The organism is Alkalihalobacillus alcalophilus ATCC 27647 = CGMCC 1.3604, from assembly GCF_000292245.2.
Lineage (GTDB): Bacteria > Bacillota > Bacilli > Bacillales > Bacillaceae_D > Alkalihalobacillus > Alkalihalobacillus alcalophilus.
The window spans coordinates 45874-61922 of the sequence record NZ_ALPT02000019.1 but is presented as its reverse complement, the minus strand read 5'-3'; the positions used below and the strand labels follow the sequence as shown (position 1 = coordinate 61922).

The 16049-nt window shown below is 37.4% G+C and carries 18 protein-coding genes and 2 pseudogenes; 17 read left to right on the top strand and 3 right to left on the bottom strand.

Translation table 11 applies throughout. The features are described from left to right. Together tnpB and dat are read right to left on the bottom strand one after the other, a co-directional pair. Positions 1–992, bottom strand: a 992-nt coding sequence (gene tnpB, locus BALCAV_RS07280) for an IS200/IS605 family element RNA-guided endonuclease TnpB (RefSeq protein WP_040323765.1), incomplete at its 3' end; no start/stop codon positions are given. A 278-nt stretch (positions 993–1270) separates the two neighbouring features. After that, entirely contained in the window at positions 1271–2101 is an 831-nt protein-coding gene (gene dat / locus BALCAV_RS07275) for a D-amino-acid transaminase (RefSeq protein ID WP_003324600.1), read from the bottom strand. 186 nt (positions 2102–2287) lie between these two features. Between dat and splB the strand changes: the two genes are divergently transcribed. From splB to BALCAV_RS07260, 3 genes and pseudogenes are all read left to right on the top strand, one after another. Beyond that, on the top strand, positions 2288–3316 hold the full coding sequence (gene splB / locus BALCAV_RS07270; RefSeq protein WP_040323764.1) for a spore photoproduct lyase: 1029 nt from the start codon (positions 2288–2290) through the stop codon (positions 3314–3316). Positions 3317–3538: 222 nt separating this feature from the next. Continuing rightward, a complete protein-coding gene (mntR, locus tag BALCAV_RS07265) occupies positions 3539–3964 on the top strand; it encodes a transcriptional regulator MntR (RefSeq protein ID WP_003324602.1) in 426 nt (141 codons plus the stop codon). A gap of 201 nt (positions 3965–4165) precedes the next feature. Next, positions 4166–5061 (top strand): annotated as a pseudogene (locus BALCAV_RS07260) (patatin-like phospholipase family protein). A 59-nt stretch (positions 5062–5120) separates the two neighbouring features. Here BALCAV_RS07260 and BALCAV_RS07255 read toward each other — a convergent pair. Beyond that, positions 5121–5543 (bottom strand): SA1362 family protein, encoded by a 423-nt coding sequence (locus BALCAV_RS07255; protein ID WP_003324604.1) that lies wholly within the window; start codon positions 5541–5543, stop codon positions 5121–5123. Positions 5544–6136: 593 nt separating this feature from the next. Here BALCAV_RS07255 and BALCAV_RS07250 point away from each other — a divergent pair. From BALCAV_RS07250 to BALCAV_RS07185, 14 genes and pseudogenes are all read left to right on the top strand, one after another. Next, positions 6137–6619 carry a YqhR family membrane protein gene (locus BALCAV_RS07250; RefSeq protein ID WP_003321392.1) on the top strand — a complete coding sequence of 161 codons (483 nt, stop codon included), beginning with the start codon at positions 6137–6139 and terminating at the stop codon, positions 6617–6619. A gap of 138 nt (positions 6620–6757) precedes the next feature. Then, positions 6758–7198 carry a type II 3-dehydroquinate dehydratase gene (gene aroQ / locus BALCAV_RS07245; RefSeq protein ID WP_003321391.1) on the top strand — a complete coding sequence of 147 codons (441 nt, stop codon included), beginning with the start codon at positions 6758–6760 and terminating at the stop codon, positions 7196–7198. Further along, entirely contained in the window at positions 7195–8262 is a 1068-nt protein-coding gene (locus BALCAV_RS07240) for a M24 family metallopeptidase (RefSeq protein WP_003321390.1), read from the top strand. Before aroQ ends, BALCAV_RS07240 begins: the two co-directional genes overlap by 4 nt. 190 nt (positions 8263–8452) lie before the next feature. Next, complete coding sequence (gene efp, locus BALCAV_RS07235) at positions 8453–9010, top strand: elongation factor P (RefSeq protein WP_003321389.1); 558 nt, start codon at positions 8453–8455, stop codon at positions 9008–9010. Positions 9011–9537: 527 nt separating this feature from the next. Continuing rightward, on the top strand, positions 9538–9819 hold the full coding sequence (locus BALCAV_RS07230) for a YqhV family protein (RefSeq protein ID WP_003321388.1): 282 nt from the start codon (positions 9538–9540) through the stop codon (positions 9817–9819). 11 nt (positions 9820–9830) lie between these two features. After that, the gene (gene spoIIIAA / locus BALCAV_RS07225; protein ID WP_003321387.1) at positions 9831–10763 is read left to right on the top strand and encodes a stage III sporulation protein AA; all 933 of its coding nucleotides are present in this window, start codon (positions 9831–9833) and stop codon (positions 10761–10763) included. Next, entirely contained in the window at positions 10760–11272 is a 513-nt protein-coding gene (spoIIIAB, locus tag BALCAV_RS07220) for a stage III sporulation protein SpoIIIAB (RefSeq protein ID WP_003321386.1), read from the top strand. The genes spoIIIAA and spoIIIAB overlap by 4 nt, the downstream gene beginning before the upstream one ends. 63 nt (positions 11273–11335) lie before the next feature. Further along, on the top strand, positions 11336–11539 hold the full coding sequence (spoIIIAC, locus tag BALCAV_RS07215) for a stage III sporulation protein AC (protein ID WP_003321384.1): 204 nt from the start codon (positions 11336–11338) through the stop codon (positions 11537–11539). Between the two features lie 6 nt (positions 11540–11545). Then, positions 11546–11944, top strand: a complete 399-nt coding sequence (gene spoIIIAD, locus BALCAV_RS07210; protein WP_003321383.1) for a stage III sporulation protein AD — start codon at positions 11546–11548, stop codon at positions 11942–11944. Positions 11945–11981: 37 nt separating this feature from the next. Beyond that, a pseudogene (spoIIIAE, locus tag BALCAV_RS07205) lies at positions 11982–13183 on the top strand (stage III sporulation protein AE). 17 nt (positions 13184–13200) lie between these two features. Then, a complete protein-coding gene (spoIIIAF, locus tag BALCAV_RS07200) occupies positions 13201–13863 on the top strand; it encodes a stage III sporulation protein AF (RefSeq protein WP_003321381.1) in 663 nt (220 codons plus the stop codon). Further along, on the top strand, positions 13856–14539 hold the full coding sequence (spoIIIAG, locus tag BALCAV_RS07195; protein ID WP_003321380.1) for a stage III sporulation protein AG: 684 nt from the start codon (positions 13856–13858) through the stop codon (positions 14537–14539). The genes spoIIIAF and spoIIIAG overlap by 8 nt, the downstream gene beginning before the upstream one ends. Next, the gene (locus BALCAV_RS07190) at positions 14539–15219 is read left to right on the top strand and encodes a SpoIIIAH-like family protein (RefSeq protein WP_003321379.1); all 681 of its coding nucleotides are present in this window, start codon (positions 14539–14541) and stop codon (positions 15217–15219) included. The genes spoIIIAG and BALCAV_RS07190 overlap by 1 nt, the downstream gene beginning before the upstream one ends. 239 nt (positions 15220–15458) lie before the next feature. Next, positions 15459–15833: a hypothetical protein gene (locus BALCAV_RS07185; protein ID WP_003321377.1), complete on the top strand. Its 375-nt coding sequence runs from the start codon at positions 15459–15461 to the stop codon at positions 15831–15833. Positions 15834–16049: the final 216 nt, after the last annotated feature.

Below are 16049 nucleotides of genomic sequence, written 5' to 3'. Positions count from 1 at the left end.
GAACAGATTTGACTAGATGGAAACCACCTGCTTATTTTCACAATGGTTTTCCCATACCATTTCGCTTTGTATTCTAATTTCGATACAAAGGCAGACCAGGATACATCCGAGATGGATTTGGCTAATTTATGATTACGCAACATTCCTTTGGTGTTCAAATCTTCGATACAGATCACATCGTGGTTTTTGATGATGTCTGTACTTAACTTGTGAAGGAAATCGTCTCGTTGGTTCCTGACTCTTTCGTGCAATCTAGCCACTTTGCGTTTTTGCTTCTGATAGTTTTGGGCATCAAATAGATGAATACCCTTATTTTTAGCATGTAACGCACGTCTTGAAAGTTTTCGCTGTTCACGTCTTAATTTCTTTTCCATTTTGGCTGTGAACGTATGATTGTCCATCTTGTGACCATCCGAAAAAACCGCAAAGTCCGTGATGCCTAAATCTATACCGATAGATGATTCCGTTTTCTTCAAGGGCTGTACGTCTGTTTCGGCAAGAATGAATACAAAATATTTCCCACTAGGATTTCGTCTAACCGTCGCACGAAGGATACGACCATGTACGTCACGACTTTTAGCCAAGCAAACATACCCTAGTTTCGGCAATTTGATTTTGTTATCTACTATGGCCATGTTGCTATTTGTTTCTTTCGTGGTGTAGGATTGTACCTGATTCTTTTTTGATTTGAAGCGTGGCGCTTTATTTTGTTTCTTGAAGAATCGAGTAAAGGAATCGGCAAGATTTTTCAGGGAGGATTGAAGGGCAATGCTATCCACTTCTTTTAGCCATACGAATTCCTTTTTTAGTTGGGTTAATTGGGCCGAACAAGAAGAATACGTTAACCCTTTGCCTGTTTTTTGATAAGTATCGTTCCATTGCCCTAAAAAGCGATTGAATACAAAACGAGAACAGCCGATGGTTTTGGCAATCAGGGTTTCTTGTTCTTTGCTTGGATAGAGACGAAATTTGTACGCTTTGTGGATGAGCATTGTTTTCACCTCCGATAGGAATGTATGTTCTCATTATACCCTAACAAGAATCTCTTTGGCTACCACCAACCGACATTCATCTCCCCCTTATCGTTGGGCTTCTCCCTTCACACGATTGAAGGGGGAGTCTTCTGTCGGGAAATGATAAAAGTTAAGTAACGAGCTTATCGATGGATAGGCTCGTTTTGTATATATGGAAATGTTTGATGATGGAGCATAACAAAAAACACAAGGGCATTTCTGGCCGCTTGTGTTTTGATTTGAATGTTAACGTTTCATTATTTTCTTTGTTCAAATGCTTCTTGAAGCTGTCGTGTAATTGGTCCTATTTCTAATGAAGCTTCGACTTGGCCTTTGAATTGTTTAATAGGTGTTACTTCTGATGTTGTACTTGTAATAAAAGCTTCATCAGCATGCTCAATGACGTCTTTTGGGAAAGCTTCTTCAATGACTTCATAACCTAACTCTTTTGCGATTTGAATCACGACTTGTCTGGTAATGCCGTTTAAGATTAGGTTTGTTGCAGGGTGCGTATATAATATATTGTCTTTAATTAAAAATAAATTTGATGAAGAGCCTTCTGTCACCATGCCGTCTCGATGCATCACAGCTTCATGGCAATCATGATCTGCGGCTTCGCGTTTTGCCATTACATTTCCTAAAAGGTTAATGGTTTTAATGTCACAACGTAACCAGCGAATGTCGTCGGTGACCCATACGTCAATTCCATTTTTAAGCAGTTCTTTTTTAGCTGGCATTTCTTGAGAGTATCCCGTAATCACCGCTGTTTCAGAACGGCTATACAGATGGTTACGTTGGCTTACACCTCGTGTCATTTGAACATAAACGATGCCGTCTTCCAATTGATTTTTTTCAATTAATTGCTCTAATAATGATTCTAATTGGTCCATTGTCATTGGGAGTGACATGTCGAGTTTTTTGGCACTCGCAGCAAATCTGTCTAAGTGCATTGTCATTGTAAAAGGTTTTCCATCATAAATGCGGATCACTTCATAAAGCCCATCTCCAAAGTGATAACCACGATCATTTCGATCAATTTTTGCCTCTTCTGCTAATATTAGTTGTCCATTGTCAATTACATATTCCATTTTCATTACCTCCAACCATTTACTCTTCATAATCAGAACATTCCCGAAAAAAAATGTCAAATGATTTTCCTCGAATCTTTGTAATTAACCAAAAAACATGAAATCGTTCATAGGGAACAAGGCTTACTAAATTAAGGAATAGTGAACCTGGTGGAAATGTGCATCCTAAGTAAAAAAAGGAGGCAGATGATGAAACCATTTACGCCACAGCTTGTTTATATTGAACCACAAGCATTAGAATACCCACTTGCTCGAACGTTAAAAGATAAATTTGAAAAAATGGGTATCGAGATTAGAACAACAACCTCACATAATCAAGTTCGTAATATCCCTGGTGAAACAGAACTTCAACAGTATCGAAATGCGAAATCGACGCTTGTGATTGGAATAAGAAAAACATTGAAATTCGATACGTCAAAACCGTCGGCTGAATATGCGATTCCTTTGGCGACGGGGTGTATGGGTCATTGTCATTATTGCTATTTGCAAACGACTTTAGGGAATAAACCTTATATCCGAACTTATGTAAATTTAGAAGATATTTTTGAGGCAGCTGATGCTTATATAAAGGAACGAGCACCCGAAATCACAAGGTTTGAAGCAGCCTGTACATCTGATATCGTTGGAATTGACCATTTGACTCATTCATTGAAAAAAACAATTGAATATATGGGGGAACAAGAATATGGTCGTTTACGATTTGTAACAAAATTCCATCATGTTGATCATTTGTTAGATGCCAAACATAACGGACATACACGTTTTCGTTTTAGTGTTAATTCTGATTATGTAATCAAAAAATTTGAACCGGGCACTTCGTCTTTTTTAGAAAGAATCGAGGCAGCAGGGAAGGTGGCTAAAGCCAATTATCCGCTAGGGTTTATTATTGCCCCCCTTTATATATACGAAGGGTGGGAAAAGGGGTATCTAGAGCTTTTTGAGCGACTTGACGCTGAGCTTCCTCCTTATGCAAGGACGGATTTAACGTTTGAATTAATTCAACACCGATTTACCAAAACAGCAAAAAATATTATTCAGAAAAGGTATCCAAAATCAAAACTTGAAATGAATGAGGAGGAAAGGAAATATAAATGGGGGAAATATGGGAGAGGGAAATATGTATATCAAACAGAGGCAGCGAATGAATTAAAGGAAAAAATTCAAAGCTATATCGACCAATTTTTCCCTGAATCCAAGATCGAATATTTTACATGAGTTTTGAGAGATGATTGTATTTTAGGATATTTTCTATCAAACCGATAAATGATTGTGAATATCCGTTGTCGTTAATGAGTGGTTTGTAGTAGAATAGAGAAGATGTTTGTTTAGATGGACGGGGAAATTAGTGATTCGTAGATGTTGCAACCATTAATATGGACCATATTATAAAAGAACTGATTTCAGATTTACCTGGCTTTGAATATTGGAGGGGACCCTATGCCAACACCTAGTATGGAAGATTATTTAGAAAGAATTTATTTATTGATTGAGGAGAAAGGATATGCTCGAGTATCTGATATCGCAGAGGCATTGGAGGTTCATCCTTCATCTGTAACGAAAATGGTACAAAAATTAGATAAAAGTGATTATTTAGTATATGAACGTTATCGTGGCCTAATTTTAACCGCAAAAGGGAAAAAGATAGGCAAACGGCTTGTTTATCGTCATGAACTTTTAGAGGATTTTCTGAAATTGATCGGTGTTAATGAACAAGTCATTTATCAGGATGTTGAAGGAATTGAACATCATCTTAGTTGGGATGCAATTGATCGGATTGGCGATCTTGTTCAATTTTTCCAAGAAGACAAAGAACGTCTCGTCCAGCTTCAAGAAATTCAAAAGAAAAATGAAGAAGTGAATTAACCCCCTTAGTGGGGTTTTTCTATTTGTTTTAAAGGAAGAAGTGTACTCTTTGTAGAACAGATAACTATCTAGAAGATTCATTTTTACTTGAATGAACCTGTCTGACCAGCGATGTAATCAAATGAAATTCACTGCGAGATTCACTTTTTATTATCAACTTCTTTAAGAACGCTCATAGGCTAATAGTGAGGAGGGCGGATGATGAAAATTGATGGTGTTTTTGCTGGTGGTGGTGTAAAGGCTTTTTCTTTTGTTGGTGCTCTTCAAGTGATGGAAGAAAAATCGATGGAGTTTGAACGTGTAGCAGGAACGAGTGCTGGGGCAATTGTCGCAGCGTTAATTAAAGCTGGTTATACAAGTGCAGATTTATTCGAAATTTTAGATACTTTAAATATAGAAGTTTTTAAAGATGAGAGAATGTCATGGCTTCCATTTACGGTTGCCAAATGGCTTCACATGTATTTTAAATTAGGGCTTTATAAAGGAGATGAATTGGAGGCGTGGCTCAGGACGGCTTTAGAAGCAAAGGGAGTTTCGACTTTTGCTGATTTACCAAAAGGATCTATTAAAATTGTCGCCTCTGATTTAACGAGAGGGAGAATTTTAGTTTTACCCGATGATTTACCACAGTTTGGAATATTACCTGAAAAATTTTCAGTGGCGAGAGCTGTTCGGATGAGCTGTAGCATTCCTTTCTTTTTTGAACCTGTTAAATTATATGATCGTAGAAATCGTGGTCAGTTTTCCTATATCGTTGATGGAGGATTGCTAAGTAATTTTCCACTTTGGCTTTTTGTTGATAAAAAACGAAAAAAAGGCGAAGACCTGTTATTGGCTTTAAATTAACGCCTAACATCAATCAAATACCTCCAAATGAAATTAAAAACGCCTTAGGGATGTATAGAGCGTTATTTGAAACGATAATTAATGCTCATGATACAAGATATATTGAGGCTGAAGAAGCGAAAGATATTATTTTTATTCCGATTAATCAAGATATCAAGGCGACGAATTTTTCCATATCAGAGGAAGAAAAAGAAGAGCTTGTTCAATTAGGACGCCAAAAAACAACGAAATTTTTACAAAAATGGTCTTAGTTAAATGAAGCTAGCTAAATACAAAAAACCGACTGAAAAAGCTCAGTCGGTTTTTGTATTTAAAATAAGGCTCGATTTTTCTTTTTATTTTTCTTTCCTTCAATGACGGTGAGATTATGTTCCCTTTTTCGATTAGCTGTTGACTTCGTTGTTTTTTTCTTAATAGGGGTGATCGTTGAATTTGTAGTTTGACGCCCGCTATTTCTAAAGGAAGATTTGGCAGAACCATTTTTTTGAACCGTACTAGTCCTTTTCGCTTTTTGAAGTTGTTTTCTTGTCGGCCCTTGTTTTTTAGGAATAAAGGATGTGCCATAACGTCTCATCATAAATAAACGATAAACAAGGAAAATGCCGCCAATAAAAAGAGCGATAAAAAGTAAGGTTCTTAATAAACCAAGAGGATTTGTGACAATTTGATGACTAAGACCGATGACTGCAAGAACAATAATGATAGGAACCGCAATTTGTAAAGCACGGTGCATTTTTTGTTCACCTCCATTTATGTTATAAAGCGAAGCCTGTTTGGGCAGAAGTGAGAAAAAATACAGGGCGGCTGTTGAAGACGCTTTTTGTCTTCATAAAGACGACCGATTTTTCTCGAACTTCTAACAGGCGTAGCTAGATTAAATATAAAGCGAAGCCTGTTTGGGCAGAAGTGAGAATATCAAGGTTCAACGCTAAGTTCGCACCATCCTGCCGCAACGCCTTGTACCCACATCCTGTGGGCAAGGGCGGCTGTTGAAGACGCTTTTTGTCTTCATAAAGACGACCGATTTTTCTCGAGCTTCTAACAGGCGTAGCTAGATTAAATATGTTATCAGTTTACCATAAGCATAACCTGACATACGTAATAATTCTATTAATATAAATTTACCCATTAGTTTCCCAAAATAAACAGGTTAGGCCTAAACGAATAAGTGCTTATTTAAGGCTGAGCATTCAGGCTTTATATTAAAGATATTCGACAGATAAAAAGATTATCCTTTTATCTATGCTGTTGTAGAATATTTTCTTTAGGAAAATTATTGGATGAGAAAAAAAGACTTCTGGATATACTAAAGTTGAGGTGAGTAGAATGGCTAAAAAGCAGTTAGAACAAAATGAGCAAGAAAAACAAATGTCTTTTAATACAAAAGTCGTTGTTATCGGTTTATTTGGGGGGCTGATCTGGGCTAGCATCTGGTATTTCTCCTTCTTTTTTAATTTTATTCGAGTCGGGCCAGCCTTGATCTTAATGCCTTGGGCTTTAGCTGATTGGAAGGATACATATATCGGACAGTTAGTTGGAATTGGCGTCATTATGATCCTTTCCATTGGAATTGCCTTTCTTTATAAAGCGACATTACAGCGGATGAAATCATTATGGGCAGGGGTTGGATTTGGTTTGTTATTGTGGGTTCTGCTCTTTTATATTCTCAATCCACTATTCCCTGGGTTAAAAACGGTTCAAAATTTAGATTCAAATACGATTGTTACTTCTCTTTGTCTGTTTGTTCTTTACGGGCTCTTTATCGGGTATTCGATTTCGTATGAATATGCTGAACAAAAAAGAGGGTAATCCTTTATTAAATGGACAAGGATGCAACGTGAATCCTTTAATTATGAATAGTGTCAATTTTTCGTGATATTGCGTTATAGAGCCGTTTATTATGATACAATAATAAAGATTGTACATAGTTAAAAGGCGGTGAATCTTTTGAAAACGTATCTAGTCTTAAATGGCCCAAATTTAAATCGACTCGGTTTAAGAGAGCCAGGTGTATATGGTCATGCGACATTAACTGATTTGGAACAGCAGTTACAAGTGAAGGCTCAAGAGCTCGGTTGTCAGCTTATTTTTAAACAGTCTAATCATGAAGGACAAATCATTGATTGGATTCATGAATATGCCGAGGATGTAAATGGGTTAATTATAAACCCAGGTGCTTTTACTCATTATAGCTATGCAATTCGAGATGCGATTGCTTCTGTGAGTTATCCAACAATTGAGGTTCATATTTCGAATGTGCATACTAGAGAAGCGTTCCGACATCATTCAGTGACGGCACCTGTTACCGTAGGGCAAATTGTTGGATTAGGTTTTAAAGGGTATCATTTAGCCTTAATCGCTCTAGTGGAAGGGGAAAATGAATCATGAAAAGAATTGAAGCTTTAAGAGGTAAATTAGCTGAAAATCAAATTGATGCGTTAGTCGTAGCAAGTGGAGTGAATCGACGTTATATGACAGGATTTAGTGGTTCGGCTGGAATTGCTTTAATTTCTGAAAAAGAAGCGGTTTTTATTACAGATTTTCGTTATGTTGAGCAAGCAAAGGAACAGGCAAAAGGCTTTGAAATTATCCAGCATACAGGACCAATTACAGAAGAATTAGCGAAACAAATTGAACGAATCGGTGCTAAGTCTGTTGGGTTTGAGAAAGCACACGTAACTTACTCTTCTTTTGAAGCTTATAAAGAAGCCATTTCATCAGCCAAGTTAGTTCCAGTTGGTGGATTGGTGGAATCATTACGTATGTATAAAGATGAAGAAGAAATCAAAATAATGAAGGAAGCGGCTCAAATTGCGGATGCGGCTTTTGAGCATATTTTGACGTATATTAAACCAGGTGTGAAGGAAATTGATGTATCGAATGAATTAGAATTCTTTATGAGAAAACAGGGAGCGATCAGCTCTTCCTTTGATATTATCGTGGCCTCAGGTCATCGCTCTGCTCTTCCGCACGGAGTTGCAAGTGAAAAAGTCATTGAAACTGGAGAACTTGTTACCTTAGATTATGGTGCTTATTATAAGGGCTACTGCTCAGACATCACGAGAACGCTTGCTATCGGTGAAATCAGTGATGAGCTTCGTCAAATTTATGAGACCGTTTTTTATGCTCAGAAATTGGGGATGGAGGGCATCAAAGCAGGAATTACAGGGATTGAAGGTGACGCTCTAACACGAGATTATATTAAAGAACAAGGGTATGGTGAGTACTTTGGACATTCAACTGGACATGGTTTAGGAATGGAAGTACATGAAGCACCAGGACTTTCATTTAAATCAGATATCGTACTTGAGCCAGGTATGGTCGTAACAGTTGAACCGGGTATTTACATTCCAAATGTCGGTGGTACAAGAATTGAAGATGATATCTTGATTACAAAGGATGGAAATGAATCCTTTACTTCTTCACCAAAAGAGCTAATTACCCTTGGATAAAATATAGCATTAATAGGTAGGGGATAAGTTCTTTTCTTTATAGACTCAGAAGGGTTAAGTACTAATGGGGTAGAAAAGGGCAACATGATTTCTTTATCATAAAAAAGAAGATTCTTCATGAAAGCTATGGTATAGTATTGATTGTGACTTTGCTCTGCGTATAGGCAGAGGGAAAGATGGAGGAATTGAAATGATTTCAGTAAATGATTTTAAAACAGGCTTAACAATTGAAGTGGACAATGGAATTTGGCAAGTGATGGAATTCCAACATGTAAAACCAGGTAAAGGTGCGGCATTTGTTCGTTCCAAACTTCGTAATCTTCGCACAGGTTCTGTTCAAGAGAAAACATTCCGTGCCGGTGAAAAAGTGTCAAAAGCTCATATTGAAAACCGTCGTATGGCTTACCTTTATGCAAGTGGAGATACACATACATTTATGGACAACCAATCTTATGAGCAATTGGAGCTTCAAACAGCTCAAATTGAACATGAACTAAAGTTTTTAAAAGAAAATATGGAAGTTCAAATCATGAGCTACCAAGGCGAAACGCTTGGTGTGGAAGTTCCAAATACGGTTGAATTAGAAGTAACGGAAACAGAACCAGGAATTAAAGGGGATACAGCTTCAGGTGGAACAAAACCAGCCACATTAGAAACAGGTTTAATTGTTCAAGTTCCTTTCTTTATTAACCAAGGTGATGTTCTGATTATCGATACACGTAGCTCAAGTTACGTATCTCGTGCATAATAAGTAAGCATTTTTGAAAAAAGGCTTTCCAAAAAGTTGTTTTTATAGCTTTTGGGAGCCTTTTTTGTTTTGTACTTGTAATGCTAATGTAGCGTGATTTTCGTTAAGTACAAAAAGTTTAAGTGCGACAAGCATAAGTGCGACAAGTGGCAGGTGTTTGTCGAATTAAATTGCGAGCTAAGGGCTTCCGCATTCTTTGTGGCTTTTTGATTCAATAAGCATTCTAACCCCACTCTCCTCTCTCTCCTTATGTTACCAATCCCATATTATATCGTTCTCTAAGTAAGCACCCTTCTATAACCTTCTCTAATTCTTTCAGTGAATATGTTCTGAACTCGTCCTTTCTTACATAACTTTGTATAAAGCCAATTGCTGTTAATAGAAAAGAAGTTTGGACATTCCGCAAGGTCGAAAAAGGATGGAGCAAAGGAGTCATGATAGTCATTAAAGGACTAAATGATTGTTCTTGTCGGTTCAATCGACTTTTGAATGGGAGTTGTTCTCCTTCTAGTACTTGAGGTGAAAGAATGAAATCGTGGTTTGTATCGATTGAACTAGCTTTAATTATTATGGTAGGTTTTCGCGTTTTATCTGGCTTGATAGAAATAAGTGCCGCGATGTTAATGCTGAAGCTTAATTCTATTGAAAAAGCGATAGGAGTAAATGCGGTTTTAGCTATCATTGGACCGACGATTTTTATTTTATCGGTTGTCGTAGGATTAGTTGGCATGTCCGATAAACTATCTTTTTCGAAATTTTTATTTATTGGGGCAGGTGTCATGTTAATTCTAATTGGCATTCGCAAATAGGAGGATACCCAATGAAACCAGAAATTATGGCTGTTTTGCCAGAGTCGATTAGAACGTTAATAAAAAGTATGCCGTCTTCTTTAATCGATAAAGTGGAAGAGATTCGAGTCAGGGTAGGAAGACCATTAGAAGTAATTGCAGAGGGAAGACCTTTTTATCCGGAAAATGATAACCATATGTATCGAATTCGTCCTGAGGATGGGCAATTTATTTTGAATCAGCTGAGCCATTATTCCTTTTATGCTTTTGAAGAAGAGTTAAAAAGGGGGTATATTACTATCCGCGGAGGCCACCGTGTTGGTTTGAGTGGCAAGGTTATTCTCGAAAAGGGACAAGTCAAAACACTAAAGGAAATTAGTTCTTACAATATCCGAGTGGCAAGGCAAACGATTGGAGTAGCGGATAAGCTTATTTCGCAAATTTTTGAAAAAGAGTGGTTGAATACATTAATCATTGGGCCGCCGCAAACGGGAAAAACCACGCTTTTACGAGATATAGCAAGGCTGATTAGTGAAGGCGATCGGAAAAAGGGAATTCAGCCATTAAAAGTAGGCATTGTGGATGAGCGTTCAGAGATTGCTGCTTCTGTAAAAGGAGTACCTCAGCATCGTTTAGGGGATCGTGTTGATGTTTTAGATGGTTGTCCAAAAGTGGAAGGAATGATGATGCTCATACGAACGATGAGTCCAGATGTCATTATCGTCGATGAGATTGGGCGAGAAGAAGATCGTATTGCTATTGAAGAAGCGATGTATGCCGGAGTAAAAGTGATTACGACAGCACATGGACACTCCGTACATGATTTAAAACGAAGGCCAGCTTTAAAAGGGTTAATAGAACTTGGTGTATTTGAACGCTTTATTGAATTAACGAAGTCAACAAAACCTGGGGTCATTCGTAGAGTCGAACGTTTTCAATGGCAAGAAGGGAGAGGCATAAGGTGAAGTTGTTAGGGGCTGTCCTCATTTTATTAACAACTACTTTTGTTGGGTTTGAATATGCCAGGCGGCTAAGTGAAAGGCCAAGACAGATTAGACAGCTCATGTCAGCGATGCAATCGTTAGAAGCAGAAATGCTCTATGGGTTAACCCCACTATCTGAAGCTTGTTCAAATATAGCTAAACAAATTCCAAATCCAATCTCTTCTTTTTATGAAGCCTTTGCTAATAAACTTTTGGCAAAGGAAGACTCAGCCTACTTAGCTTGGGAACAGAGCTTGGATGAGGTTTGGCCGAATACCGCTTTATTAGAGACGGAGAAGGAAATCATGAAACAATTTGGAGCGACACTTGGGCAACAAGATCATGAACAGCAAAAAAAACAAATTCAATTAGTGCTAACCCATTTAAAACGAGAAGAGTTAGAAGCCCGAGATAAACAAGCAAAGTATGAAAAAATGATTAAGAGTTTAGGTTTTTTAAGTGGGGTTTTAGTTGTTATCGTTCTTATCTAAATACTTAAATCTGAATATTATAATGGGTCTCAATTAGGTCGTTTTAGTAAAGGAGAGATAAAGGTGTATGATGTGAACACCATTTTTCAAATCGCAGGGATAGGGATTGTGGTTGCTATGATTCACACGGTTCTCAAACAGATGGGGAAAGAAGACTGGGCCCATTGGGTTACGCTAATTGGCTTTGTTGTTGTTTTATATATGGTTGCGACGATTGTCGATGATTTATTCCAAAAAATTAGAGGGGTCTTCTTGTTCCAAGGATAGGAGGAGATGACAATTGACATTATTCAAATTGTTGGGCTAGGGCTTATTGCAACCTTCCTAGCCCTCGTTGTGAAAGAACAAAAGCCTCAATTTGCCTTTTTATTGACGGTCTTTGTTGGTGTATTTATCTTCCTGTTTCTTATAGATGAAATCGCAAAAGTAATTCAGATGCTCCAAAGCATTGCAGAGCAAGCAAATATGAACATGATTTATTTACAAACGATTTTAAAAATTATTGGAATTGCTTATATTGCTGAATTCGGGGCCCAAATTGCGAAAGATGCCGGACAAGCTGCTATTGCATCTAAAATTGAATTGGCGGGAAAAGTGTTAATTTTAGTTATGGCGATTCCGATTTTAACGGCGGTTATTGAAATGGTCATTTCCTTTTTGCCGACTGCCTAAAGGGAACCAAACTTTAAAGAAGGGAGGAGGGAATGACATGAGAGTCCGGCTGTTTTTTCTTATTTTGGTGATGACTCTTGCTGCTTTTTCGCTCTCGCCTGACTATATCAAAGCCGAGGAAGGCCAGAAGCAAGAACAAGTGCCTTTTGATGAGCAAGGTTTTGTGGAGCAGCAATTGCAACGATTGAACTTAGATGAGATTGTTCAATACTGGGAACAAATATCGACCGAATATGGTGGATATTTACCAGAGAGTCAAAAAGGCTCCTTATTTGATTTTTTAACTGGTGAAAAGCAATTTTCTTTTAAGGAATGGGGATTAGGACTTGTTCGTTTTTATTTCATGAACTAATTGTAAGTGGGAAGCTACTTGGAAGCTTAATACTATTAACGATATTTTGTATGATTTTGCAATCGTTACAAAATGCTTTTGAACAACATACGATTAGTAAAGTGGCCTATGCGATTACGTATTTAGTCTTAATGATTATTGCTTTAAATAGTTTTCGCTTAGCGATTGATTATGCGGAGTATGCGGTTAGCAATATGACGAATTTTATGGTCGCAATGCTGCCTTTATTACTTGCTTTAATGGCTTCAATTGGAAACATCACATCTGCTGCTATGTTTCATCCATTAATCATCTTTCTTGTTCATACGAGTGGTTTACTTATTCAATATATGGTTTTTCCTTTGCTGTTTTTATCTACGGTCTTAAATATTGTAAGTACATTAACAGACCATTACAAAGTGACAAAATTAGCAGGTTTATTAAGGACGATTGCGGTCGGAGCATTAGGAGTTTTTCTTACCGTCTTTTTAGGAGTAATTTCCGTACAAGGAGCGTCCACTGCGGTATCTGATGGGTTAACAGTACGTACGGCCAAATTTATTGCCGGTAATTTTGTTCCTGTTGTCGGTCGGATGTTTACAGATGCAGCTGATACGGTTTTAAGTGCTTCTCTTTTATTAAAAAATACAGTTGGAATTGCCGGATTAGCGATTTTGCTTATTCTCTGTGCCTTCCCTGCTTTAAAAGTGTTAGGACTAGCCTTCATTTTCAGTTTCTCTTCAGCGGTATTACAACCATTAGGAGGCGGTCCGATTATTGAATGTTTATCGATTATTGGCAAATCGATTATCTATGTTTTTGCTGCTTTAGCTATCGTCTGTTTAATGTTCTTTTTGGCCATTACGATCATGATATCAGCTAGTAATTTATCATTTATGATTCGGTAAGGAGAGGAGGGGATCTAGTGGCATTTATTATCGAGTGGCTGACGAATATTATTTTGTTAATTTTACTTGCGACGATATTAGAGCTAATTTTACCGAAAAATTCATTTCAAAAATATGTGAAAATGGTTGTTGGTTTATTACTTTTAATTGTTTTATTACAGCCCTTATTTTCCATTTTTACGCAAGATTTTGACGAATGGCTTTTTACAATTGCTACTGACAGTGAATTACAGGAAAAATCAATAGAAGAATCTATAAATTTGCAAAAAAAAGAAATAGAGTTGGGACAATCTGCATATATTTCAGAACAGATGGCTTTCCTTTTAACAGAACAAGTAGATGCACACTTGGAACAGTCCTACTCATTAAAGATTTCAGAAATTGAGTTTGAGTTGAAAGAGAATCATCTCATGGACCGGCTCCCTACTGTGGACGATATTGCTTTTATCAGAGCACATATTGACCATATAGTAGACGCGGAGTCTGGTGAACTCCCAGAAGTAAAGGAGGTCGCATTAGTCAAAATTGATACGAGCACCCCGCTTGGCCAAGTGCAAGATGTGGAAGAAGCGGAGGACCCAATATTAGAAGATGTTAAAGAAGATCTCGTTAAAAGCTGGGAAGTTCCAAAAGAAACACTTTCAGTCGTTTGGAAAGGAGGGGCGAGCGAATTTGAGTGAGAAGGAAAAAAAGGATAATCAATGGTTGAAGAAGCTTTTTCAACCACCATCCCAGGATAAGAAGAAAAAAATTCCCTTACACTATGTGCTACTTCTAGGCTGTGTTGGATTAATGTTAATGGTATTAGCGAACATGGTCATTTCTGATGATGAAAATGACTTAAGTTCTGGACCGAGCGAGCCGGTATATAGTGACCCACCGAGAGAGAATGACGAAGAAACAGAAGAAGCATTTGGAAAAACGACTGAAGATCCAAACTCGATACAAGATTATGAAAACCGCTATGAAAATCAATTGAAAGAAATTTTGAACCAAATTGCTGGTGTAAGTAATACCGATGTAATGATTACTTTCGCTGAATCTGAAAAAAGTATTTTTGAAAGAAATCGAAATCAGAAACAACAAAATACAAAAGAAGTAGATCGTGAAGGGGGAACGAGAGAGGTAGAAGACTTTACTGAGGACGAACAAGTAGTGATCGTTCGGACAGGGGATACTGAAGAACCTATATTAGTAAAAACAGAAAAACCGAGCGTTAGTGGGGTACTCGTTGTCGCAAGGGGGGTAGAAAATGCTCAAGTGAAAAGCTATGTAGTGGAGGCTGTGAGCCGAGTATTAGACGTCCCGACACATCGAGTGTCCGTAATGCCGAAAAAAATAGAGGAGGATGAATAATGGTACTAAAAAAACAAACGGTATGGTTATTAACAATGTTAAGTTTGATCGTTGTCTTATCCGTCTATTATATTTTACCAGGAGCAAATGGCGGTGATCTAGCAGCGGTTGATACTGGGGAAATGGATAGTATGGAAAATGATGATAGAGAGGCTGGAGAATCCGATAAAGAAGAAGGTGACGAAGCAGACGGTGACAAGGCAGATGGTGACCAAGAAGAGGCACCATCTGATGGAGCTAATGATGCGGATCAACAAGATAGTGTTGTAAATGTTTCTGAAGTGTTTGAAGAAGCTGAAGAAATGGAAGGCACAGTGGCTAATCCAGAAGCTGCAGATGTCTTTGCAATGCAAAAAATGTCTTTACAAGAATCACGTCATCGTGCAGAAGAGGAGAATAATAATGTAGTAAGCTCACCTGAATCAAGTCCATCTGAAGTTTCTCTAGCGCTGGATAAAACAAAGGAACTTCAGCAACTAGCTCAACTAGAAGAAGAACTAGAAAGAGCGATTCAAATTGATGGCGGGTATGAAAATGTCTTAGTTCTCATGTCAGATGGTGCGGTTGAAATCCATGTCCAAGCAGAGGAATTAACAAGAGAAGATTCTGTGAAAATTATGGATATCGCAGGTGAAAAAGTGGGCAGAAATGTAGAAGTAGCTGTTAATTATACGAAATAATAAAGGGTGAGGCTGTCACTCGTAGCAATTGCTAAGAAAAAAAGGATGAGAAGGTCATTAAACCTCTTCATCCTTTTTTAATGGATTTTAGGAATGGTGGTTTGATTGGTGTGGAAGTGGCCTCGTATCAACCCTCTTAACGAAAGTCTTTTTACATCGTTTTATCAATTAATGTGCATTGCCTGTTCGGGCATGGTATAATACGACAATGTATCTTATGTTTATGAGGAGCGATTATGATGGAATGGACTGATTTAACAGAGGGAGCAAAGGCTGTTCTGGAGCAAACGAGAAATTTAAAAAATGATAATATCCAAATTGTTGAATTTGAAATTGGATTTGAACAGCACTTTGAAGCGAATGATGGGGACTCTTACACCGTTTCCATTCAAGAAGAAGATTATCAAAATTTAAAAAAATATACGCTCGAAAATAGTTATGATGAACGATATCATATGGCAAGAAATAAAGACATTGTAAAGATTATCTTATTAGAAGATGGTAAGATTCCTGATAATTTATCAGAGTTCCCGATTTTCCGTCAGTATAAAAAAGAGGCTTTATTAAAAGCAGAAGCTGAAACGGTTGTTGAAAGTCAAGAAGAAACAGAATAACTTCATTCATTCTACAAAAACTAGTTTTATGTAGAAAATGCTCAAATAAAAATTCGCTCCATTATTTACATAATGGAGGTTTTTTTGCTAGGAGAGCGAATAAGTACATTAAATAACGAAATAGTTTTTAACGTAACGATATATCGGAAAAATAACTTGTGGTATAATATGCGATGTACTTCTATTATGAGGTACTAATTACATCGTTTTCAAAGG